Source organism: Bradyrhizobium valentinum, assembly GCF_001440405.1.
GTDB classification, from domain to species: domain Bacteria; phylum Pseudomonadota; class Alphaproteobacteria; order Rhizobiales; family Xanthobacteraceae; genus Bradyrhizobium; species Bradyrhizobium valentinum.
The window spans coordinates 49,472-72,174 of sequence record NZ_LLXX01000239.1 but is presented as its reverse complement, the minus strand read 5'-3'; the positions used below and the strand labels follow the sequence as shown (position 1 = coordinate 72,174).

The 22,703-nt window shown below is 62.3% G+C and carries 18 protein-coding genes; 8 read left to right on the top strand and 10 right to left on the bottom strand.

The window, feature by feature from the left end; translation table 11 throughout:
- Window positions 1-142: 142 nt before the first annotated feature.
- The 4 genes from hemC to CP49_RS41340 form a co-directional block, all read right to left on the bottom strand.
- Window positions 143-1,129 carry a hydroxymethylbilane synthase gene (gene hemC / locus CP49_RS41355; protein ID WP_082646503.1) on the bottom strand — a complete coding sequence of 329 codons (987 nt, stop codon included), beginning with the start codon at window positions 1,127-1,129 and terminating at the stop codon, window positions 143-145.
- Window positions 1,130-1,291: 162 nt separating this feature from the next.
- On the bottom strand, window positions 1,292-3,400 hold the full coding sequence (locus tag CP49_RS41350) for an acetate--CoA ligase family protein (protein ID WP_057855819.1): 2,109 nt from the start codon (window positions 3,398-3,400) through the stop codon (window positions 1,292-1,294).
- A 10-nt stretch (window positions 3,401-3,410) separates the two neighbouring features.
- Window positions 3,411-4,193, bottom strand: a complete 783-nt coding sequence (locus CP49_RS41345) for an enoyl-CoA hydratase/isomerase family protein (RefSeq protein ID WP_057855818.1) — start codon at window positions 4,191-4,193, stop codon at window positions 3,411-3,413.
- A gap of 94 nt (window positions 4,194-4,287) precedes the next feature.
- The gene (locus CP49_RS41340; protein WP_057855817.1) at window positions 4,288-5,298 is read right to left on the bottom strand and encodes a tripartite tricarboxylate transporter substrate binding protein; all 1,011 of its coding nucleotides are present in this window, start codon (window positions 5,296-5,298) and stop codon (window positions 4,288-4,290) included.
- Window positions 5,299-5,549: 251 nt separating this feature from the next.
- Between CP49_RS41340 and CP49_RS41335 the strand changes: the two genes are divergently transcribed.
- From CP49_RS41335 to CP49_RS41300, 8 genes are all read left to right on the top strand, one after another.
- Complete coding sequence (locus CP49_RS41335; RefSeq protein ID WP_057855816.1) at window positions 5,550-6,305, top strand: IclR family transcriptional regulator; 756 nt, start codon at window positions 5,550-5,552, stop codon at window positions 6,303-6,305.
- A gap of 107 nt (window positions 6,306-6,412) precedes the next feature.
- The gene (locus tag CP49_RS41330; RefSeq protein ID WP_057855815.1) at window positions 6,413-7,660 is read left to right on the top strand and encodes a multidrug effflux MFS transporter; all 1,248 of its coding nucleotides are present in this window, start codon (window positions 6,413-6,415) and stop codon (window positions 7,658-7,660) included.
- A 95-nt stretch (window positions 7,661-7,755) separates the two neighbouring features.
- Window positions 7,756-9,174 carry a M20 family metallopeptidase gene (locus tag CP49_RS41325; protein WP_057855814.1) on the top strand — a complete coding sequence of 473 codons (1,419 nt, stop codon included), beginning with the start codon at window positions 7,756-7,758 and terminating at the stop codon, window positions 9,172-9,174.
- Window positions 9,175-9,438: 264 nt separating this feature from the next.
- Window positions 9,439-11,229, top strand: a complete 1,791-nt coding sequence (locus tag CP49_RS41320) for a peptide ABC transporter substrate-binding protein (protein WP_057855813.1) — start codon at window positions 9,439-9,441, stop codon at window positions 11,227-11,229.
- Window positions 11,230-11,250: 21 nt separating this feature from the next.
- Complete coding sequence (locus CP49_RS41315; RefSeq protein WP_057855812.1) at window positions 11,251-12,210, top strand: ABC transporter permease; 960 nt, start codon at window positions 11,251-11,253, stop codon at window positions 12,208-12,210.
- Window positions 12,176-13,093: an ABC transporter permease gene (locus CP49_RS41310; RefSeq protein ID WP_057855811.1), complete on the top strand. Its 918-nt coding sequence runs from the start codon at window positions 12,176-12,178 to the stop codon at window positions 13,091-13,093. The genes CP49_RS41315 and CP49_RS41310 overlap by 35 nt, the downstream gene beginning before the upstream one ends.
- A complete protein-coding gene (locus CP49_RS41305; RefSeq protein ID WP_057855810.1) occupies window positions 13,093-14,085 on the top strand; it encodes an ABC transporter ATP-binding protein in 993 nt (330 codons plus the stop codon). Before CP49_RS41310 ends, CP49_RS41305 begins: the two co-directional genes overlap by 1 nt.
- On the top strand, window positions 14,082-15,050 hold the full coding sequence (locus CP49_RS41300) for an ABC transporter ATP-binding protein (protein WP_057855809.1): 969 nt from the start codon (window positions 14,082-14,084) through the stop codon (window positions 15,048-15,050). Before CP49_RS41305 ends, CP49_RS41300 begins: the two co-directional genes overlap by 4 nt.
- Before the next feature lie 258 nt (window positions 15,051-15,308).
- Here CP49_RS41300 and CP49_RS41295 read toward each other — a convergent pair whose 3' ends face one another.
- The 6 genes from CP49_RS41295 to CP49_RS48515 all read right to left on the bottom strand — a co-directional run.
- Complete coding sequence (locus CP49_RS41295) at window positions 15,309-16,361, bottom strand: SphA family protein (RefSeq protein ID WP_057855808.1); 1,053 nt, start codon at window positions 16,359-16,361, stop codon at window positions 15,309-15,311.
- Window positions 16,362-16,618: 257 nt separating this feature from the next.
- The gene (locus CP49_RS41290; RefSeq protein WP_057855807.1) at window positions 16,619-17,656 is read right to left on the bottom strand and encodes an HAD family hydrolase; all 1,038 of its coding nucleotides are present in this window, start codon (window positions 17,654-17,656) and stop codon (window positions 16,619-16,621) included.
- Window positions 17,657-17,741: 85 nt separating this feature from the next.
- Window positions 17,742-18,497: a hypothetical protein gene (locus CP49_RS41285; RefSeq protein WP_057855846.1), complete on the bottom strand. Its 756-nt coding sequence runs from the start codon at window positions 18,495-18,497 to the stop codon at window positions 17,742-17,744.
- A 50-nt stretch (window positions 18,498-18,547) separates the two neighbouring features.
- Entirely contained in the window at window positions 18,548-20,146 is a 1,599-nt protein-coding gene (locus CP49_RS41280) for an arylsulfatase (protein WP_245311134.1), read from the bottom strand.
- A gap of 118 nt (window positions 20,147-20,264) precedes the next feature.
- Window positions 20,265-21,863, bottom strand: a complete 1,599-nt coding sequence (locus tag CP49_RS41275; protein ID WP_420807694.1) for an arylsulfatase — start codon at window positions 21,861-21,863, stop codon at window positions 20,265-20,267.
- A gap of 251 nt (window positions 21,864-22,114) precedes the next feature.
- Window positions 22,115-22,703 (bottom strand): formylglycine-generating enzyme family protein (locus CP49_RS48515; RefSeq protein ID WP_245311132.1); only part of this gene is annotated, 589 nt, incomplete at its 5' end.

The window sequence follows — 22,703 nt, the reverse complement described above, 5'->3', positions numbered from 1 at the left end:
TAAGCGCCGCCGGATGACAGGCTCCGCGAAGCAATCCACGTTCGGCTCGGGGATAGATGGATTGCTTCGCGGAGCCTGTCATCGGACGCGCATTCGCGCGACCCGTTGGCTCGCAATGACGCTCGGCGCGATATCGGCAGCCTCATGAAAGCAGCGACGTTTCCTCCGGCCGTGTGCGCGCGATGATTTCGGCGGCGCCCTTGTCAAGCAGGTCGAGACCGACGGCGCGGCCGAGTTCGCGGGGCCGATCCGCAGGGCCACGCTGCGAGACCTCGATGAAGCGGTCGCCGGCTTCGTCGAGCACGGCGGCCGTCAGCGTCATCTCGCGGCCCGCCAGCGTGGCATGGCCGGCGATCGGCGAGTTGCAATGGCCGTTCAACACCCACAGCACCTCGCGCTCGGCCTCGGCGCAGCGCCGCGACGAGGCGTCCTCGATCTTTGCGAGGCGTCCGCGCGTGAGCCAGTCCCTCTCGACGCACTCGACCGCGACGATGCCCTGCCCTACCGCTGGCAGCATCTCGCGAACCGAAAAGTCATGGACAATACGTGAAGCCATTCCGATGCGCTCGAGCCCTGATCGCGCCATCACCAGCGCGTCCGCAGGACCGACCTCGCCGCCATCGGGAAGCCGTTGCTTGTCACCGCGATCGAGTTTTGCCACCCGGGTATCGGCCGCGCCGCGAAAGTGGATCACGGTCGCCTCGGGAAACAGCCGGCGCAGATAGGCGGCACGGCGCACCGCATTGGTCCCGATCTTGAAGCCCCTGCCCTTCGATGCGCGGAAATCCTCCAGCGAGACGCCGGACCGCAGCACCAGTGCGTCGTTGGCGGCGTCGCGCGGCAGCGTCGCCGCGATGATCAGGCCCGGCGTCTCTTCGTTACCGGGAACGTCCTTCAGCGAATGCATCGCCGCCTGCAATTCGCCGCCGCGCATGGCTTCGCGAATTTCGGCGACGAAGGCGCCGCCCTTGCCGCCATGGCGAAGCAGTTTGCTGGTCTGGTCCTGATCGCCGCGGGTTTCGAACTTGACGATCTCGACATCGAGCGCGGAATCGGCGGCGCAGAGCAGCCGCGCGATCGCTTCCGTCTGCGCCAGCGCCATCGCGCTCTTGCGCGTGCCGATCTTCAAGGTCTGTCCCGACACAAGGTCTCCGTTCGAAAGCGATCAAGCTGCTGTTTCGTGCGTAGGGGGATAAAGCAAGCGGCCCACCAGAACAACTCTTTGGGTTACGGCGGGCCGTTCGTTTTGGAGTGCTCATTGTGCACCGCAACAGCCTGTTTCGCCAGGTTTTTAACCTCCGATCTCCGCTTTGTCTGCCGCCACCACCGCGACGCCGTCCGCCGCCCTCACTCCGCTCCCCCGCGGCAAGACAAACAAGGGATTGATCTCCGCCTCCAGCAGGTTTGTCCCGATCGAAGATACCATGCTTGAAAATGCAAGCATGGCGTCGATAAGGGCCTCGACATCCGCAACCGGGCGGCCGCGAAAGCCGCTCAGCAGCGGGGCGGACTTCAACTCGCCGATCATTTCCTCCGCATCCTTTCGCGAAAGCGGCGCCAGCCTCACGACGGTGTCCTTGTAAAGTTCGGCTGTGATGCCGCCCATGCCCAACAGGATCGAAGGTCCAAGCTGATTGTCATGCTTAAGGCCCAGGATCAATTCGATCGCGCCGGTCACCAGTTCCTGGACCAGGAATCCTTCGGCCTTTCGATTCGTCGCCAACGAGAATGTTTCCGCAATCCGCGTGCAAGTGGCCGCGACATCGCTGGAAGAGATGTTGACTGCAACTCCGCCGACATCGGATTTGTGAAGCACGTCGCGTGAAAGCGCCTTGATGACGACGTTGCCCTGGAAGCGTGCCGCTGCAGACGCAGCTTCCTCGGGCGTGGCAGCACAGATCTCACGGGTGACCGGAACGCCGAATTTCGCAAATAGCGCCTTGCTCTCATACTCGTTGAGAGGACCGGGACGCAGCATGCGCCGGATGTCAGCCCCGACCGCCACGGGCATAGCCGGATCACCGGTTTGCGGTGAGGTCTTTCGGTGAATGCGCCACATTGCGGAAAATGCCGCGGCGCAGGCCTCAGGCGCTGCAAAGGTTGGTATGCCCGCGAGATTGAGATGCCTGACCGCGTGCGGCGCGTGGGGGCTGGCAAATACCACAACGGGCTTGTCGGTCCGGGCGAAACAATCGCGCAACGGCGCGCCGACAGTCTCCGGTTCTGTGATCGAAGACGAACCCAAAATGACGGCAACTGCATCGTAGGAAGGACTTTCGAGCACGCTGTCGAGCACATCTCGAAAATACTCGGATTTCACGCCCGCGAGCGTGACGTCGATGGGGTTTCGATCCAGCACCGCATCGGGAATGTTTAAAGCCTTCAGGCGGCCAGCAGTCATCGGGTCTGGTGCCGGGGTTTCGAACCCCGCCAGGCCGGCTGCATCGGCGACCAAACTCGCCGCGCCGCCAGTTGATGTTACCACGGCGACGCGGCGGCCTTTCAGTCGGCGCCCAGAACTCAGCGCGAGCGGGATATCGAGCAGATCAGAGAAGTACAGTGCTCTGATGATGCCGAGTTGCCTGAACAATGCATCGTAGACGACATCCGATCCCGCCAACGCTCCGGTATGCGAACTTGCTGACTGGATACCAGACTCCGATCGCCCGACTTTAAAGGCGACAATTGGCTTGCCAGCTTCCGCTGCCCGCAGTGCCGCCCGCCGAAACTGTGCCGGCTTGCGAAGGCCCTCCAGATAGAGCGCAATCACCTTCGTGGCGGGATCATCGACCAGGTAGTTGATCAGATCGGACACGTCGATGTCGGATTCGTTGCCCGTCGCGACCAGTTTGGAAAACCCGACGCCCTGGGCATCGGCTCGCGACAGCAGCGACCCAAGGATGCCGCCGCTTTGAGAAACCAGCGCGATGGAGCCGGGCACCAGTTCGTTGACCTGAAGCGCCGCACTCGCGGAGAGGGCGATGCCGTCGGTGACATTGACGAGGCCGATCGTATTCGGTCCAAGAAGCCGCATATTGCCGGCTGCGCTTTTCAGCCGTTGCTGTCGCGCCATTCCTTCCGCGCCGCTTTCACCAAATCCGCCGGCAAGAACGACCGCCGCCCCGGTTCCGATGGCTCCCAGATCCTTGACCGCGTCGAGAACACGGCTGGAGCCGACCAGGACGATCGCGACATCGGGAGCATGCGGCAGCGACCGGATATCCGGAAAACACGGATAGCGTCCAATCGATTGATAGCGCGGGTTGACCGGGAAGACTTCATGCCCGTAGCCATACTTCTCCAGAAAGGCCAGCGGACGGCCGGTCAGTTTGCCGGCATCGGCTGAAGCGCCGATAATTGCCACGCTCTTCGGTCGGATCAAACGTTCCAGCGCATCCATACCGGTCCTCCTAGCGCGCGGATTTGTCGAGGAATGCCGCGACGGATTCCCGGTGTTCGGAGGTCGTGTAGCAGATGGCCTGGGCTTCCCGGCCGAGCGCAAAGACCTGCTCTTCGGCAGTTTCAAATGTGCGGTCCATGATGCCCTTGGTGAGAGCGATCGCCGCGATAGAACCCCGACTGAGATCGCGCGCCCATGCTGTCGCGTCATGCACCAGGGTCGCCGCCGGACGCACACGATCCGCCAGTCCAATCGCGAGCGCTTCGGTTGAACCCACGGCACGGCCGGTGAAGATCATCTCTTTCGCGCGCGACAAGCCTACCCGACGCGGCAAGAAGTACATTCCTCCGCCATCGGAAACCAATCCACGACGAACAAAACTCATGCTGAACATGGCCTCATCGGAGGCCACGATGAAATCGCACGCGAGCGCCATGTCGCATCCGAGACCCGCCGCAGCGCCGTTCACGGCGGCCACAGTCACCTTTCCCATGCCGTGAAGCGCCGCAACGCTCCTGTGAGTCTGCTGCTGCCTCCGCCAGCCGTTGAATGCCACCTTTCCGGACGGCGCCTGCAACCGATCGCGCATGCCGGAAATGTCGCCCCCCGAACAAAACGACTTGCCATTTCCGGTCAAAACGACGGCGCGCACAGCCTCGTCGTTACCTGCTCGATCGAGGGCGGCGATGAACTGAGCGCGCATCTCGTCATTGATAGCGTTGCGCACATCCGGCCTGTTTAACCTCACGATCGCGACTGAATCCTCAACTGACAACTCGACCAGGCTCGTCATGGTTACCTCTCAAACCGGTGAAGGAATCTAGTACGCTCGCGGCGCGGCGTGACTTCGCCAAAACGCAAGGACGTTGGCGCAACGTCGCAGAACGCTATTCCGCCTTGATATTCGCGTCCTTGATCAGCTCGCGCCATCGGGCTTCCTCGTCCCGAACATAGCGATCGAGGGCTTCGGGAGAGCTGCCGACCATGATCAGGCCTTCGTTGCTCTCGAGTCGCTTGAAAGCGGCGGACTGAACGGCCTTTGCGACGGCCTTGTTCAGACGCTCGATGATCGGCGCGGGCGTCTTGGCCGGCGCGTACAATCCGTACCAACTCTCTGCGGCGTAGCCTGGTACCCCACCCTCGGCGACCGTCGGCAAATCGGGGAACGCGGGCGAGCGCTCGGCAGTCGTGACAGCCAGTGCCCGGAGTTGCCCAGCTCCGACAAGCGAGGCTGCGCTTGCCACCGTGGTGAAAATGACATCGATCTGGCCGCCCAGGAGATCGGTGATCGCCGGCGCAGCGCCCCTGTAGGACACCGTTGTCAGGTTCACATTCGCCATCGATTTGAACAGTTCTCCAGCCAAATGGGCCGAAGTTCCAGTCCCGAACGTGCCGTAGTTGAGCTTCGCGGGTTTGGCCTTGGCTTCCGCGATCAGGTCGGGGATCGATTTGATCTTCGATGCCGGATTCACCACAACGATGTTGAGGGATCGCGCGATCAGCGAGACCGCCGCGAAATCCTTGTGCGGATCAAATGGAAGCTTGTCGTTCAAACTCGGATTGACCGCATGGGAGAAGCTTGCCAGCAGCAGCGTGTAGCCATCAGGCTCGCTGGTGGCGACAGTCTTCGTTCCGATGATGGTGCCGGCCCCCGGCTTGTTTTCGATGATGACCGACTTGCCCAGATCCGGCGAGATTTCCTGAGCCAGCGTGCGCGCGATGATGTCGGTACCGCCGCCGGATGCGAAGGGAACCACGATCTTGATGATCTTGGCGGGGTATTCGGCTCGAACCGGGGTGGCGGCCAATGCCGCTACCAGCGATAAAGCGGCAAGACTGATCTGCAGGCCCCGGCGTGCTGCGGGTCCCGAAGGACGGGTGACATTGCTCTTCTGCATGCGTACCTCCCTTTGGCTGTTGTTCGAGCATTTTGAAAATGCCTTCTGTCACGGCGGCTTCCTGCTATCGGGGCCGCGCTATGCGGTAGCACACGCAAGCCCGCCTTCCCTGGGCCTATTTCCACCTAGTGGAATTGGCGGCCGAGCGGTTTGGCGTCCGCGACGCGGCTGAGTTGGTCCAAGACCGGTGGCCGCTTGCGTCCTGCCTTGTATTCCGCCTATCCGTTAGACGAGCCGAGGAGGAGCCACGGATGAACTCTGCTGACGGCAATCGTTCGTTGCAGAGGGGCGTCGAGATCTTGCGGGCGTTCCGGCAGGGAATCGATGTTCTCGGAAATGGAGAGATCGCAGAGCGAACCGGGATTCCGCGAGCGACGGTCAGCCGGCTCACTCGCACGCTCGTCCAAACCGGCATGCTGGACGATGTTCGCAGCGAACGCGCCTACAGGCTGGCCGCAGCGGTGATCAGCTTCGGGCACGCGATGCGCATGAGCTCGCCAATCCTCAACGCCTTGGGCCCGATGATGCGCGTTGAATCCATGCGGCGGAAGATGAATGTTGGATTGGCCACCGCGGACCGTTCAATGATGGTCTACCTGGAATCGGTCCGCTTCAACCCGCGTGTAGCGCTACGCAATGTTGTTGCGGGGCAGCAGGTGCCGATGGAATCGACCTCGCTCGGGCGCGCCTATCTGGCGGGCATAACCGAACAGGAACGAGCCAAACTATTTGCGACCTTCAAGCGGCGCGGTGCCGGCGCAACGCAGAACTTGCTCGCCGAGGTGCAAAGATCGATCCGATCCGTCAAGCGCGATGGTTATTGCGCCGCCTCGTGGCAGCGCGGCGTTCTGGCTGTTGCGACACCAATCATCGTCAAGGGCCTGCCGGTGTACGCGCTCAATATGAGCACGCAGAATGTGCAACCCACCTCACGGCTGTCCGCCGAGATGGGTGCCTATCTTCTGGCGTTTGCAAAGAGGTGCAATGAGGCACTCGCCGGCAAATAAGAGTGTTGCGCGTTCAAGACCCCCTTACCGATGGTCTGCCATTCCGAAAACACCGATTGTGCGGCGCACCAAACTCCATAAGGTGCCGCCTGAAAAAGGATTTTTCGTTGTCCAATACCAGTGCCGATGCCTTGGCCGCTTCAGGCCACCGCCCGATGGGCTTTCCCGAATTCGTGATCGTGATCGCCTCCATCATGGCGCTCAATCCGCTCGCGATGGACATGATGCTGCCGGCGCTGCCGAACATCGCGTCCGCCTTCCACATCACCTCAGTCAACCGCCCGCAAATGGTGCTGTCGATCTTCCTGGTCGGCTTCGGCGTCGGCCAGTTCGTCATGGGCCCGCTATCCGACCGGTTCGGGCGGCGGCCGGTCCTGCTCGGCGGCATGGCCGTCTATTGTATCGCCAGCCTGCTGGCGATCGCGGCTCCTTCTTTTGAAACCTTGCTGCTGGCGCGCGCGCTGCAGGGCCTCTGCACCTCGGCTACGCGCGTGATCGCGACCTCGATCGTCCGCGACTGCTACGCCGGTCGGCGCATGGCGAGCGTGATGTCACTGGCGATGATGGTGTTCATTGCCGTTCCCGTCGTTGCCCCGGCATTCGGCCAGGCCGTGCTGATGCTGACGCAATGGCGCGGCATCTTCATCGTGCTGATGCTGTATGGCGTGGTGGCGCTGGTCTGGAGCGCACTGCGCATGCCAGAGACACTGCCTGTCGCCAAACGGAGGTCACTCGCCATCGGCGCGGTGTTCGATGCGTTCCGCCAGACCGTGACCAATCGCCAGACGCTGGGTTATGCGCTGGCGGCCGGCGGCGTATTGGGTTCGCTGTTCGCCTTCGTATTCATCTCGCAGCAGGTGTTCACCGGCATCTACCAGCTCGGGCATTATTTTCCGGTTGCGTTTGCCGGTGTCGCCGTCGGAACCGCGATCGCCGGGTTCGTCAATTCCAGGCTCGTCGGCCGCCTCGGCATGCGCGTGCTCTCCCACAGCGCGCTGATCGGCTTCGTGGTCATCGCCGCGACCATGCTGGTGGCGGCGAAGATGCAGACGCTGCCCCTGCCACTGTTCATGGTGCTTTCGGTATCGATGATGTTTGCGTTCGGCTTGATGATCGCCAATTTCACCGCGCTCGCCATGGAGCCGCAGGGCCATATCGCCGGCACCGCCGCGTCGCTGTACGGCTCTATCACCACCCTGCTCGCCATCGGCATCGGCGCCACCATCGGCCAGGATTACGACGGCACGCTGGTGCCGTTCGCGACCGGCTTCCTGCTCTGCACGCTGGCCGCGCTCGCCGTGGTGCTGGTGGTGGAGAAAGGCCGGCTGTTCAGGCCGCATGGCGTGAAGGTGTGATGGGCATGGCAGATGCCTGCCCCGGCGCTGGCGTCGTTTTGCGAAGCTGATTACAATTCCTCAGCCCTCATCGCTTCAGAATTGGAAATCGGAAGATGGATAACCGCAGTAACATCTGGCGTGGCGTCGATACGATCAAACCGCGCTTTGTCGCCTTGGCCGACCGGGTCTGGGCGATGCCCGAGGTCTGCTACACCGAAGCGCGCTCGTCAGCGGAGCATCTGGCCGAACTGCGCCATCAGGGTTTCCGCATCACCGAGCAGGTCGCCGGCATTCCCACCGCCGTGATGGGCGAATGGGGCGACGGCGGACCCGTCATCGCCTTCCTTGGCGAATATGACGCCCTGCCCGGTCTCAGCCAGGAGGCCGGCGTGGCCGAACCTCGCCCGCTGGAGGCTGGAGGCCATGGCCATGGTTGCGGCCACAATCTGCTCGGTTCCGCCGCGCTCCTTGCAGCCACAGCGGTGAAGGACTGGCTCGCCGAACACAAGGTGCCGGGGCGCGTGCGCTATTATGGCTGTCCTGCGGAAGAAGGCGGCGCGGCGAAAGCCTTCATGGTGCGATCGGGCGCGTTCGACGATGCCGACATCGCCATCACCTGGCATCCGTCCAGCTTCTGGGAAGTCGTGGTGACGCCTTCGCTTGCCAACACGCGCGCCGATTTCATCTTCACCGGGCGAACCTCGCATGCCGCTGCTTCGCCGCATCTCGGCCGCAGCGCGCTCGATGCGGTGGAACTGATGAATGTCGGCGTGAACTACATGCGCGAGCACATGCCAAGCGACGCCCGCGTCCACTATGCCCTGCTCGACACCGGCGGCATCGCCCCCAACGTGGTGCAGGCCCATGCCCGGGTGCGCTATTCGATCCGCGACCGCGACCTGCCCGGCATGAACGAACTGGTGGGGCGGGTCCACAAGATCGCGCAGGGCGCGGCATTGATGACCGAAACCAAGGTGGAGATGAAGATCATTTCGGCCGTCTCCAACCTGCTGCCCAACACCCCGCTCGAGGCCGCCCTCCATGACATTATGGAAGAACTCGGTCCGCCGCATTTCGACAAGACGGACAAGGATTTCGCGCAGCAGATCCGCTCCACGCTGACGGAGAAGGATATCGCGACCGTCTATCACTCGATCGGCATGGAGCCGACCGACCGGCCGCTGGCCGATTTCATCGTCCCGCTCGATGCCAAACGCAACCCGCAAATCGGCTCGACCGATGTCGGCGATGTGAGCTGGGTCGTCCCGACCGTTCAGGTTCATGCCCCGACGGTTGCGATCGGCACCCCGTTCCACACCTGGCAAGTGGTGGCGCAGGGCAAGAGTCCGGCCGCCCACAAGGCCATGGTGCAGGCGGCCAAGGCCATGGCCGGCCTTGGCATCAAGGCGCTGACGGAGCCGGACCTGATCGCCGCCGCGAGGGCCGACCTAAAGAAGCGCACGACCCGCACCCCCTATGTCAGCCCGCTACCGGACAGCGTCGCCCCACCGCTGGACATGTCGCTGATCTGACCGGCCGGTCTGGCGAACAAATTTTTTGCAGTGCAAAGCACGATTCGGCGCGCTTTGACGTGCCGCGGCCGCCGGATTGCCAAAGCGATGTGCGGCGCAGCGTGATTCTGCCCAAGCAAAAATCATTGGCCGCTCCGCCACCCTTCGAATTGTCGATCACAAGCCGTTGACCTCGGGGGCATTTGATGTGCCATCTTACGACCCAGCGAAAGGCGACCGCCCAGCGGCACGCCGTAACCACGCCGGAAGCAGACGGGGACAACGATGCTGGACAATGAACTGCGAACCATGATCGACGAGGTGAAGGACGGCCGCATGGATCGCCGCGCCTTCGTTCAGCACCTGATCGCACTCGGCCTCACCGCGCCGATGGCCACGCAGATCCTCGCCGTCGGCGGGGTAGCGATGGCGCAGAGCAAGGCTCCCTACAAGCCGACCAAGCGTGGCGGCGGCGGCCCGCTGAAGCTGCTGTGGTGGCAGGGGGCGACCCTGCTCAATCCGCATTTTGCCACCGGCACCAAGGACCAGGACGGCTCGCGCCTGTTCTATGAACCGCTGGCGAGCTGGGACGCGGCCGGCAACCTCTGCCCGATTCTGGCGGCGGAAATTCCGTCGACGCAGAACGGCGGCCTCGCTGCCGACGGCAAGTCGGTGACGTGGAAGCTCAAGCCAGGCGTCAAATGGCATGACGGCAAACCGTTCACCGCCGACGACGTCGTATTCAACTGGGAATATGCCCGCGATCCCGCTACCGCAGCGTTGACCATCGGCGTCTACCAGGACATCACCGTCGAAAAGGTCGACGACCTCACCGTCCGCGTCCTGTTCAAGGGTCCCACCCCGTTCTGGGCCGATGCCTTTGTCGCGGTGGTCGGCTGCATCCTGCCCAAGCATCTGTTCGCGGACTACAAGGGTGCCAAATCCCGCGAGGCTCCCAACAACCTCAAGCCCGTCGGCACCGGTCCCTACAAATTCGTCGAGTTCAAGCCGGGCGACCTTGTGCGCGGGGAAATCAATCCCGACTATCACATGCCGAACCGACCCTACTTCGATACGATCGAGATCAAGGGCGGCGGCGATGCCGTCTCGGCGGCGCGCGCGGTGATTCAGACCGGCGAATTTGACTATGCCTGGAACATGCAGGTGGAAGACGAGGTCCTGCTGCGCCTGGAGAAGGGCGGCAAGGGCAAGACCGTCTATACGACCGGCGGCGACATCGAATTCATTGCGCTGAACTTCACGGACCCCAACACCGAGATCGACGGCGAACGCTCGTCGATCAAGACCAAGCATCCCCTGTTCTCCGATCCGGCCGTACGCAAGGCGCTCGCGCTGCTCGTCGACCGCGATGCCGTTCAGAAGCACATCTACGGTCGCGCCGGACGCACCACGGCCAGCTTCCTCAACGGGCCCGAACAATTCGTCTCCAAGAACACGAAATGGGAATTCAGCATCGAGAAGGCGACCCAGCTATTGGAAGAGGCCGGATGGAAAGCCGGGGCTGACGGGATCCGTGAGAAGGACGGAAGGAAACTGAAACTCCTGTACCAAACCTCGATCAACGGCCCGCGCCAGAAGACCCAGGCGATCATCAAACAGGCCTGTCAGAAGGCCGGCATCGACGTCGAACTGAAATCGGTCGTCGCCTCGGTGTTTTTCTCTTCGGATGTCGCCAATCCCGACACCTACTCCAAGTTCTACGCCGACATCGAGATGTTCCAGATTCCGATGACCCAGCCCGACCCGGCTCAGCATATGCGGCGCTTCCATTCGCGCTTCGTGGCTACCAAGGAAAACAAGTGGCAGGGCAGGAATTTCCCGCGCTGGGTCAACAAGGAGTTTGACGCTGCGATCGACGCGGCGGAGGCCGAAGTCGATCCGGTCAAGCGGGCCGCGTTCTACATCAGGGCCAACGACATCATGTGGGAGGACACGGTGGTCATCCCGGTGATGCACCGCCTGAAGGTCGGCGCGGCGGTCAACTCGCTGCGCCCGGTGCTCAGCGGCTGGACCAACGACACCGACAATATCCAGGACTGGTATCGAGAGGCCTGAAGCCGGCATAGATCGTCCCTCATGCGGCAGTATATCCTGCGTCGCCTGCTGATCGCCGTGCCGAGCCTGCTCGGCATTTCGCTCGTTCTGTTCACGGTGCTTGCGCTGGCGCCCGGCGATCCGTTCGCAGAGCTCGTGACCAATCCAAACGTGCCGCCCGAAGTGGCGCAAGCGCTTCGGACCAAATTCGGCCTCGACGATCCGGTCCATGTCCGCTACCTGCGTTGGCTCGCCGCCATGACGCAGGGCGACTGGGGCTTTTCCTTCGTCAGCCGGATGAACGTCGATACGCTCATCCTGCAGCGCCTGCCGACGACGCTGTATGTGATCGGCTCCGCGCAGGTGCTGGCGCTGCTGATTGCGATCCCGGTCGGCGTCTTCGCCGCCACCCGGCCCTATTCGATCTTCGACCAGATCGCCAACACGCTCGCCTTCATCGGCTTCTCGCTGCCGACCTTCTTTACCGGCCTTTTGTTCATCCTGGTGTTTTCGATCAAGCTGGACTGGCTGCCGTTTGTCTATACGACCGACATCAAGGCGACCGGCATCCACTGGGTGATCGAACAGGTCCGGCAGGCCATCATGCCGGTGATGGTACTTGGGCTGTTCCAGGCGGCATCCATGACGCGCTTCGTGCGCTCGGCCATGCTGGACGTGATCCGCCTCGACTACGTCACCACCGCCCGCGCCAAGGGCCTCGGGCAGACAAGGGTGATCGTCAAGCACGCGATGCGCAACGCGATGATCCCGGTCGTCACCCTGGTCGCGCTGCAGATGCCGGCCGTGTTCGGCGGCGCCATCGTCACCGAACAGATCTTTCGCATTCCGGGCATCGGCTCGCTGCTGATCTCATCGATTCTCTCCAACGATACGCCGGTCGTGATGGCCGTGACCTTCGTGTTCGCCTGTCTCGTGGTGCTCTTCAACCTGATCGCGGATGTCCTGTATGGCTGGCTCGACCCTCGCATTTCCCTCCGCTGAGCGGCGTGGCTATTCGCCCTGGCGCGAGACCTGGCGGCGCTATCGCCGCCACCGGCTTGCCGTGGTCAGCGCATTGCTGCTGCTCGCCCTGATCGCGGTGGTGGTGTTTGGCCCCCTCGTCTGGCGCGTCAGCATCAACGAAATCGATTTCACTGCCCGCCTCGAGGGCCCCTCGCTCGCCCATCCCTTCGGCACCGACGATCTCGGGCAGGACATTCTCGCCCGCATGATCTACGGCGGACGGATATCGCTTGCGGTCGGCCTTGCGGCCATGGCGGTCGCCGTCATCGTCGGCACGCTGATCGGGGCGCTCGCCGGCATGTCGCGCGGCGCGCTTGGGCATGCGCTGATGTGGCTGACCGATCTGTTCCTCTCGCTGCCGCAACTGCCATTGCTGCTGTTGCTCATCTATCTGTTCCGCGATGGGCTGAAGGCCGTGTTCGGCCCCGAAGGCGGCATCTTCATCCTGATCGTGCTCGTCATCGGCGGGCTGCGCTGGATGCCGGTCGCCCGCCTGGTGCGCGCGCAATTCCTGTCGTTGCGCGAGAAGGAATTCGTCGAGGCGGCGCGCGCGCTCGGCGCCAGCCCGATGCGGCAGGTGGTGCGCCACATCCTGCCCAACGCCGTCGGGCCGGTGATCATCGCGGGCACCATCGACGTGGCGGCGGCGATCATCGCGGAATCGACGCTGTCGTTTCTCGGCCTCGGCTTTCCGCCGGATACCCCGACCTGGGGACGGCTATTGTTCGACGCCAAGGACTATCTCGACATTGCCGCGCACTGGGCGATGTTTCCAGGCGGCGCCATCTTCATCGCCGTGGTGGCCATCAATTTCATCGGCGACGGGTTGCGCGACGCGCTCGACGCGCGGCGGGTGATCTGATGGCGCCGCTGCTCGAAATCAAGGGGCTGAAAACCCACTTCGCCACCGACGACGGCATGCTTCAGGCCGTCGACGGCGTCGACATCGTTCTCAACAAGGGCGAGACACTCTGCGTGGTCGGGGAATCCGGCTGCGGCAAGACCGTCACGGCGATGTCGATCCTGAAGCTGATCGCAATGCCGCCAGGCCGCATCGTCGAGGGCCAGATCATCTTCGAAGGCCGCGATCTCGTGCCGCTCTCCAGCAGCGACCTGGACGACATCAGGGCCAAGGAGATCGGCTTCATCTTCCAGGAACCGATGACCTCGCTCAACCCGGTGCTGTCGGTTGGTGAGCAGATCGCCGAAAGCCTGCGCCGTCACGAGGGCCTCTCGCGGAAGGACGCGCTTGCCCGCACGGTAGAGATGCTGAAGCTGGTGCAGATTCCCAATGCCGAGGGCCGCGTGCATGATTACCCGCACCAGTTCTCGGGCGGCATGCGCCAACGCGTCATGATCGCCATGGCACTTGCCTGCAAGCCCAAGCTCGTCATCGCCGACGAGCCGACCACCGCGCTCGACGTGACCATTCAGGCGCAAATTCTCGACCTGCTGCAGGACATGAAGGAACGCTTCGGCATGGCTGTCATGCTGATCACCCACGCTATGGGCGTGGTGGCGGAAACCGCGCAGCGAGTCGTGGTGATGTACGCCGGCAAGGTGGTGGAAGAGGCCGATGTCGACAGCCTGTTCGAAAGCCCGCGCCACCCCTACACGCAGGGCCTGATCCGCTCGATCCCGCGCATCGACCTCGACAGCATGCACAAGACCCGGCTGGAAGCCATCGGCGGCACCGTGCCGATGCTGATCAATCCGGCGCCCGGCTGCCGCTTCGCACCGCGCTGCCGCCACGCCTTTGGTCTTTGCTCCAAACAGGAACCGGTTCTGCGCGAGGTCGCACCGGGCCATCGCATGGCCTGTCACCTTGGAGACACGCGGGGAGAGACACGATGAGCGAGCCCCTGCTGCGCGTCACCGGTCTGAAGAAGCATTTTTCCGTCAAGGGCGGACTCCTTTCGCGCGAGGTCGGGCGCGTTCACGCGGTGGACGGCGTTTCCTTTGCGGTCAATCGCGGCGAAACGCTCGGCCTGGTTGGCGAGTCCGGTTGTGGCAAGTCCACCGCGGCACGCTGCGTGCTGCGCCTACTCGAACCCAGCGAGGGCAAGATCGTCTTTGACGGACACGATGTGCTTGGCCTTTCCGGCGGAGACCTGCGCGCCATGCGTCGCAACATGCAGATCGTGTTCCAGGATCCTTTTGCCTCGCTCAATCCACGCATGACGGTCGGCGCGATCCTTGGCGAAGCCTTCACCATCCACGAACTCGCTTCCTCGGCAAGCGAGCGGGAGGACCGCGTGGCGAGCCTGCTCGTCAAGGTGGGACTGAAGGCCGAGCACATGCGCCGCTACCCGCATGAATTTTCCGGCGGCCAGCGCCAGCGCATCGTAATTGCGCGTGCGCTCGCGGTGGAGCCCAAATTCATCGTATGCGACGAGCCGGTTTCCGCGCTCGACGTGTCCATTCAGGCGCAGGTGATCAATCTGCTGGAGGATCTGCAAGCCGACCTCAACCTCACCTATTTGTTCGTTGCTCACGATCTTTCAGTGGTGGAGCATATTTCCGACCATGTGGCGGTGATGTATCTCGGCCGCATCGTCGAACTGGCGAGCGCGCGCGACCTCTACCGCCATCCGCGGCATCCCTATACACAGGCGCTGCTCTCCGCAGTGCCGGTGCCGGACCCGAAGGTCAAGCGCAAGCGGATCCGCCTGCAGGGCGATGTGCCGAGCCCGATGAACCCACCGCGCGGCTGTCACTTTCACACCCGCTGCCCGATCGCCGAGGCGCGCTGCCGGGAAAGCGCGCCAGAACTGAAGCAAGGCAGCGATGGGCATTTCGTGGCCTGCCATCTGGCCTGACGGGTACTGGCCGCACCGTTTTGAGATCAGGTCACCGTCGGGTTCCCTACAGACAGCGGCTGGAATCAGATTTTAGTTTGCGCACATGCCGGGACGGCATGGGGATCGGCGCGGCCCGGCATAGAACGACCCCAGCGGACCTCAGCCCCCAGGCTGGGGTCGTTTCTTTTGAACGGCCGCTTTTTGAAACAGGTTGGTACCAGCTTTGCGCGCCGAGTGTGGAGCTGGCCCAAGGCTACATCGACCGGTTTCAAGGCTCTACTTCGTGATCGCATGCCTTGTCGGCGTCACCGTTGATGTCGGCGCGGCATTCGAGATGGCGAAGGTTAACCAGACGTTCCAACCCTCGGGTCGATTTTCTGCGGCAAATTCCTTGTAACCCTTGAGATTGAGATATCCCTGCTTGTCGCCAATTGGGAATAGGTAGCCGATTTGGGGGCCAACGCTGAAAACGCGCGATTTGAATCCGTTGAGGAATGCTGCTGCGCCAATATCGTCAGTGACCTGCTGGTAGGCATATCCGACCATGCCGACGAAGAGCTGTTTGGACAGCCAGTGCGATGCGCCCCAGTCAAAATGGAAGTCGATGCCGTTTTGATATTGCGTGGATGGATTCTCGAAATTGTAGGTGAAGCCGCCGACGCCGGAAAATTCGATTCCCGTCGTCGGGTTGAGGTAGGTATAGCCCGCGCCGAAGTCGATGCCGCCATGCCCGATGCCTATGTTGGATAGGCGTCTGGAGTCGTAGGCTCCGACCGGGATGTCGCCGTACCCGTAGACCATGTAATTGTGGACGCCCTGATTCCATTTCAGCGTCACCAACGGATAGAGATCGCCGACGCCGGTAAACGAATCCGACAAGAACCCACTGCGTGTCGCGACGATGGGACCGACCTGGGCGGTCAGCGTCCCGGCTATGCTGGTGTCAAGGTTGCCGACGACACCAATTACGCCGACAGCAAGCTGGCCGCCGAGCACGGGCGTCGGGAAGGTGTAGGTTGGCGCAATAAACAACATATCGCCACGGGCATCCAGATTGGCGTTGAGATTGACGTTTGCCGTCACCGGCACCTGGCCTATCGAGATTTGTCGTGCTGCCGCAACGTTGCCGGAAGCGTCCACGCTGGTGTGATAGGCCACCGTGCCAAGCGACCATCCCGGAACCGCCGGGGCGGCAGCCAGGCTTCCGAAAAACCCGGGAAGCCAAAGAGACACACCGTTCTCGTCCGCCTGGGCTGCCTGAGAATGAAGCGCCAACGCCGCTGCGGCGGTAAATGCGATCCGGCAAATATTCGAGGAAGCGATTTTCATCTTAACCTCCCAAAACGCGCCAACACCAACCAGAGCAGATCAGAATCGAAGTCTAAAGTCTGTGGTTGTGCGGCCACAGGCTACTCAAAAACTGGCAAATCTGAATTCCATCTAGCGTGCATTGCGCCTCGATGTTGAGTTGTGCACACACATTCCTTCGTCGGCGAAGGCGCATATGCGCGGAGTCCCTGCACCAGGGATTCCACCGCCGGAAATGGCCTGTGCGCCAAGGTTCAATCAATCGCTATATTGCCCCTTTATTCGAAGGCAAAGATCCGCTTCCAGTCCTTCTTCATGTCGACCACGGTCCACTTGTTAACCGCTGCCGCGTCCAGCGCTGCGTCGAGCTTGCCGAAATGCGAATGGCGGTCGTAGGCGTATTCGCGCTCTGCATCGGTGTGGTGGACGATCAGGCCGAACCGCGCGCCACTGGCGCCGAGCGTCGCCCATTGCAGCATTTCGAGATCGCCGTCGGAATTGCCGAAGGCCGCAATCGGACGGCGGCCAATGTGCTCGTTGATGCCGATCGGCTTTCCCGTCTTGTCGTCGATGAAGTTGATTTCGGGCAGCCGGAAAAGCGTCGGCGCGCCGTCTTTCATTTCGAATCGGGTCTTGATCGACGATCCGATGACCTGCTCCGGAGGTATTCCGTAGATCCGCTCGGTCCAGGGCCGCATGAACTCGATACCACCGCCTGATGCGATGAAGGTCTTGAAGCCATTGGCGCGCAGACAAGCCAGCAATTCCAGCATCGGCTGGTAGACCAGTTCGGTATAAGGCCGCTTGAAGCGGTGGTCGCGCGCGGTCGCGAGCCAATCAGTGACGATCTTCTCAAACTCCGCCGTGGTCATCCCGGCATGCGTCACCGCGATGATTTCGACCAATCCTTTCTCGCCTGACGCCGCAAGCCCCTTCAGGTCGTTGTCCAGCACCGCCGCGAATGGCTGCTTGGTCTTCCATTCCGGATGCATGGGCGCAAGCGCCTTGACCCGGTCGAGGGCGAAGGCCAATTGGATATACATCGGCTGCTCGATCCAGAGCGTGCCGTCATTGTCGAACGTCGCGATGCGTTGCTCCACTGGGACGAAGAAGGGCCCGCCTTGCGTCGTGACCCGCGCGACGAAATCGAGGATCGAGGCTTTCGTCGCGCCGTCGTTCCAGGACGGGAGTGGATCGCGCTGCGCCTGTGCCACGGCCGAACTAGAGCGAAGCGGGGCGGACAGGATCGGAAGCAGCGCCAACGACGAGAGCAGGACGCGGCGGTCGATAAACGGAAATCGCACGATCGGTTTCATGGTTGATCCCCTTAGGTTCGTTCCCCGGAGCCAGTTTTCAATCATCATGCTGCGTGCAAAGGCGTATGCATGGCTCGTGCAGTCCTCAGTAGCACGGCGGATAAGGGTAATAGCCGCAGTAGGGATAGGCGGCATTTGCAGCCGCCGCACCCAGCGCAGCTCCACCCACCGCGGCGGCACCGACTGCTGCAGCACCGTAGCCCCCGCGATACCAGGCACCACGAGCGACGTAGGGACGACCCCCGACCCGCGCGTAGCCGCCGCGGAAGCCCGCCGCGTGGAAGCCACCCATGCCGCCCGCGTGGAAGCCACCACCGTGAAAGCCGCCGAAGCCGAAGCGGTCGATGAAGAGCGCCGCCGGCCCGTCGCCGCCGGAAAGATCACCTTCGAGCACATCCACGTCGAAGGTCAGCCGGTCGCCCTCGAGCTTCGCCGTCTTTAGCACCACAACGGCATCGCGGATTTTTGAGCCGTCCGTACTGAACACCGAGACGGTGGCGTTCGGCGGGTCCTTGGTAAAGCTCTCATCGCTGGCATTGTTTGGCGACCATTCCTCCAGCAGGTGGGTCGTGAGCGAATGCCCTGCCGCCCGCACCGGGCGGTCCGCGAAAACGATCGAGTTGGGCGCCACGCCGGTGAGTGTCAATTTTCCGCCCTGCAGGCTGGCGCCGCGGGCGTTCATGACGATGAGCGACGGCACAATCTCCGGCCTGGCTTGGCCGATCGTCTTCTGCAGCGGCGCGTGCTGCGGCGTCGAAGGCGTGGTCTGGGCCAGCGCCGGCGCTGTCCCGCAGAGCAGGAGGGCGATAATCATGCAGCCAGTTCGACTCTTGATAGTCATGATGGGCTCCTTGGATTTCGCTACTCGCTTCCAATCGGAATAAGTCGAATTCAATTGCTGGACGGTGGATTCCTTAGCTTCTCCATGGCCTGCTCGACCGAGAACGAGCCGGGCCGCTGCCGCGGCGGAAACTGCTGGAAACTCATGAGGTGCTGCCCCACGATCGCCTGTGCCGGGACGAGCACAAATGCATGCTCGACGAACCACCTGACATAGTCGCCGGCTTCGTGCTGGGCTCGCTCGAACGGATCGGACCGGAGGTTGAACAGCGATGGCAAGCGAAGTTGAATCATCGGCTGCGCCCACACGTCGAACCCATGGGCCTTCTGTTCCATGAATACCGCCTTCCATTGGTCGTAGCGAAGGCCGGCGAGATTGCCGTCGTCGGTCCAGTAGAAGAATTCGCGGCGCTTGTTGGCGCCCTTGCGGGCGAGAAGGTCGCGCTGGTCGTAGCCGTCGAGGTGGACTTTGAAGTTCTTGCCACCGGCATCGTAGCCCACCAGCAGCTTTGCCTTGACGTCGGGCTCGCCCGCCGCCGCAACCAGCGTTGTCGCCCAATCCTCCGCTGAAAACACGTCGTTGATTTCGGTCCGTGCCGGCACCAGTCCGGGCCAGCGCACCATCGCCGGGACGCGATAGCCACCCTCCCAGTTGGTGTTTTTCTCGCCTCGGAAAGGCGTTGTGCCGCCGTCGGGCCAGGAGAATGTTTCAGCACCGTTATCGGTCGTGTAGATCACGATCGTGTTGTTGGCGATGCCGAGATCGTCGAGCTTTTTCAGCAATTGTCCGACTTGCCCGTCGTGCTCCACCATGCCGTCAGGATAGATACCAAGACCGGTTTTTCCCTGGGACTCAGGCTTGAGACGCGTCCAGATGTGCATGCGGCTCGAATTGAACCAAACAAAGAAAGGCTTCTTGTCGCGATTCGCGCGGTCGATGAAGTCCACTGAGGCGGTGAGGAATTCCTCGTCGACTGTCTCCATGCGCTTCTTGGTGAGCGGTCCGGTATCCTCGCACTTCTGTTTGCCCCACGGGCCGAAGCGCGGATCGTCGCCCGGAGTATCGATAGTGGTCGCAACGCATTTCATGACGCCACGCGGACCAAACTGCGCCCTGAATGCAGGATTTTTCGGATAGTCCGGGTGCTCCGGTTCATCCTCGGCATTCAAATGATAGAGGTTGCCGAAGAACTCGTCGAAGCCGTGCACGGTAGGCAGGAACTCGTTGCGATCTCCGAGATGGTTCTTGCCGAATTGCCCGGTCGCATAGCCCTGCGGCTTGAGCAGATCGGCAATGGTCGGATCCTGTCCCGACAGGCCTTCCTTCGCTCCCGGCAGGCCCACCTTCAAGAGTCCAGTCCGCAATGGACTCTGGCCGGTGATGAACGCTGCACGGCCTGCGGTGCAGGACTGCTGTCCATAATAGTCGGTAAAGATTGCGCCTTCGTTCGCGATGCGGTCGATGTTGGGCGTGCGGTAGCCCATCATGCCGCGATTGTAGGCGCTAATGTTCCAGTAGCCGACGTCATCGCCCATGATGACGAGGATGTTGGGTTTTTGCTGTTGCTGCGCACACAGCGGCGAGACCAGCGCCGTCGCGGCAGCGAGCGATGAGAGAAGACCGACACAAGCGTTCCTGACGATACTCATGATAAGTAACCTCCCCATTCACTCAGCACATTCAGCGCATTTATCGCTTACCTGTCGTGTGTGTGGGCGGACGCCCCGTGGGGCGTCCGCTTGGTCACCTTGCGCCTGCCTTGCGCAGCTAGTCGCTGGCGTGGCGGCTGCCGTTCTTGACCTGCTCCAGGATGCTAGAGAGGTTGTAGGACTCAGGGGCCTGCAGCGGCGGATACTTCTCGTATGACAGCAGGTGCTCCAGCCACAACCGCTGGCCGATCGGCAGCATGTTCCAGTCGTACTGGAAAGCGGTCGCCGGGGCGCCCAGCGCACCGCCCATGCTCATAGCCGACTTCTGGTCGACGCCGACGTTCTGCTCGAAGGGATCACGCTTGATGTTCTGGACCAAGGTGAAGTGGAAGGGGATCAGCGGCATGATCCAGCCGGCCGGCCCGGGCTGCGACATGGTGTAGTACATCTTCCAGTTCTTGTAGCGCACCGCCGACGGCGTTGAACCCGAGAAATAGAAGAAGTAATCGCGTGCCGATTTGGCCGACTTGCCTTCCAGGAAGTCACGCTGGTTGACGCCGTCCAACGTCGTCTTGACGATGCCGGGATACCGGCCCGCCTCGATCTGCTGCTTCAGTTCGTCACCCTTGGGCCCGCCGCCGATGTCGGTCAGCGTGGGTACCCAGTCGAGAGCGGCGAACAACTGGTTGTGCACCGTGCCCGGTTTGATGACGCCCGGCCATTTGATTACCATCGGCGCGCGGTAGCCGCCTTCCCAGGCTTCGCCCTTCTGGCCCTTGAACGGGGTCACGCCGCCGTCCGGGAATGAGATCGCCTCGGCACCGTTGTCGGTGGTGAACACAACGATCGTATTGTTGGCCTGGCCCATATCGTCCAGTTTCTTGAGGACGAGACCGATGTTGTCGTCCATCTGCTTCATGCCGGCTTCGTTGGTACCCCAGTCCTTGCCGCCGCGCTCGCCCAGCATGGCCTCGTACTTCGGCGGCAGCACGGTGACGACGTGCATGCGCGCCGGGTTGTACCAGACGAAGAATGGCTTGTTGGTCTTCTTCGGGTCGTTGCGGTCGAGGAACTCGATGACCTTCGTCGAGATCTCTTCGTCCACCGTTTTCGAGCGATCCAGCGTCAGCGGGCCCTCGTCAGCGCACATCTGGTTCTTGCTCGTGCCGTCCGAGGACTTGCACGACAGAACATTGCGCGGGGGCGTGAGGCACAGCGTGGTCTTGGGATCCACGGCACCGGGCACTTCCGGGATGCCGGGAATCGGCGTGTTCCTGCAAGGCGGTGCAACAGTCTGCTGGAGCGGCGTCTTGTTGATGTCGGGGAAGCTCACCCCCTGCATTGCGTCGAGGTGGTAGAGATAGCCCCAATATTCCTGGAAGCCGTGCGCGGTCGGCAGGGCATCGGTGTGGTCGCCGAGATGGTTCTTGCCGAATTCGCCGGTGTTGTACCCGAGATCGAGCAGGAACTTCGCGAGCGCTGGCGTGCCGGGCCGCAAGTAGGACGGGCTGCCCGGGAGTTGAGGCGGGATCATGCCGGTGCGCAGCGGATACATACCGGTGAAGAAGGCATTGCGGCCGGAGGTGCAGCTCTGCATCGCCACGTAGTCCGTGAACATCGCACCTTCCTGCCCGATGCGATCGATGTTCGGTGTTTCGCCGACCATCAGGCCGCGATGGTAGATACTCGGCTGCATCCAGCCGATGTCATCGCCCATGATGAAAATGATATTGGGTTTCTGGGCCGGCTGCTGAGCCGGCTGCGGAGCCGGCTGCTGAACCGGTTGCCGAGCCGGCTGCTGTGCGGCTGCCTGCGTGCTGGCCAGCCCAACCAGCGGCATCATCATCGACGCGCTGAGCAGCGTGGCGCAGGACCGTTTGTGCCAACCGGACGTCTTGCGTGGCGGCGTTGCAGTAAAGGGCGGCTTGTCGGGCAATATGGAACTCAACATTGGTACGCTCTCCTGTTTTATGATGCATCAGAGGCTTCTCGCCTGATGCACCGAAAGCCAAGATGACTCGTGGAAGTATCGATCGGCTCCGCATGACGCGCAGCCGGCCGGTATCGCCGGCAGTAGTTCGGCGCGCACAAATGCGAGCCGCCTTTGATGACCTTCTGTGGAATCTTCACGTTGGTCGTTCGGGGGTCGTAGCTGCCATCCTCGCGCCCGCCGCGCGGGTTCTTCGGAATGCAGCAGGCCTTCGCCGCATCCGCCTGATGCTTTGGCGAATACCAGTCGTCAGTCCATTCCCAGACGTTGCCGATCATGTCGTAAAGTCCATAGCCATTCGGCGGGAATGCAGTGACCGGCGAGGTACGTTCGAAGCCATCGGCATTGGCGTTCTGGCGAGGGAATTCTCCCTGCCAGGTGTTTGCCATGTGGCGGCCGGCCGGCGTGAATTCATCGCCCCACGCAAATTCGGTGTCGTCGAGCCCGCCGCGCGCTGCAAATTCCCATTCCGCTTCGGTCGGCAAATCCTTGCCAGCCCATTTCGCGTAAGCGACTGCATCGCTGAAGGCCACATGCACGACCGGATGATCGTCGAGACCACGAATA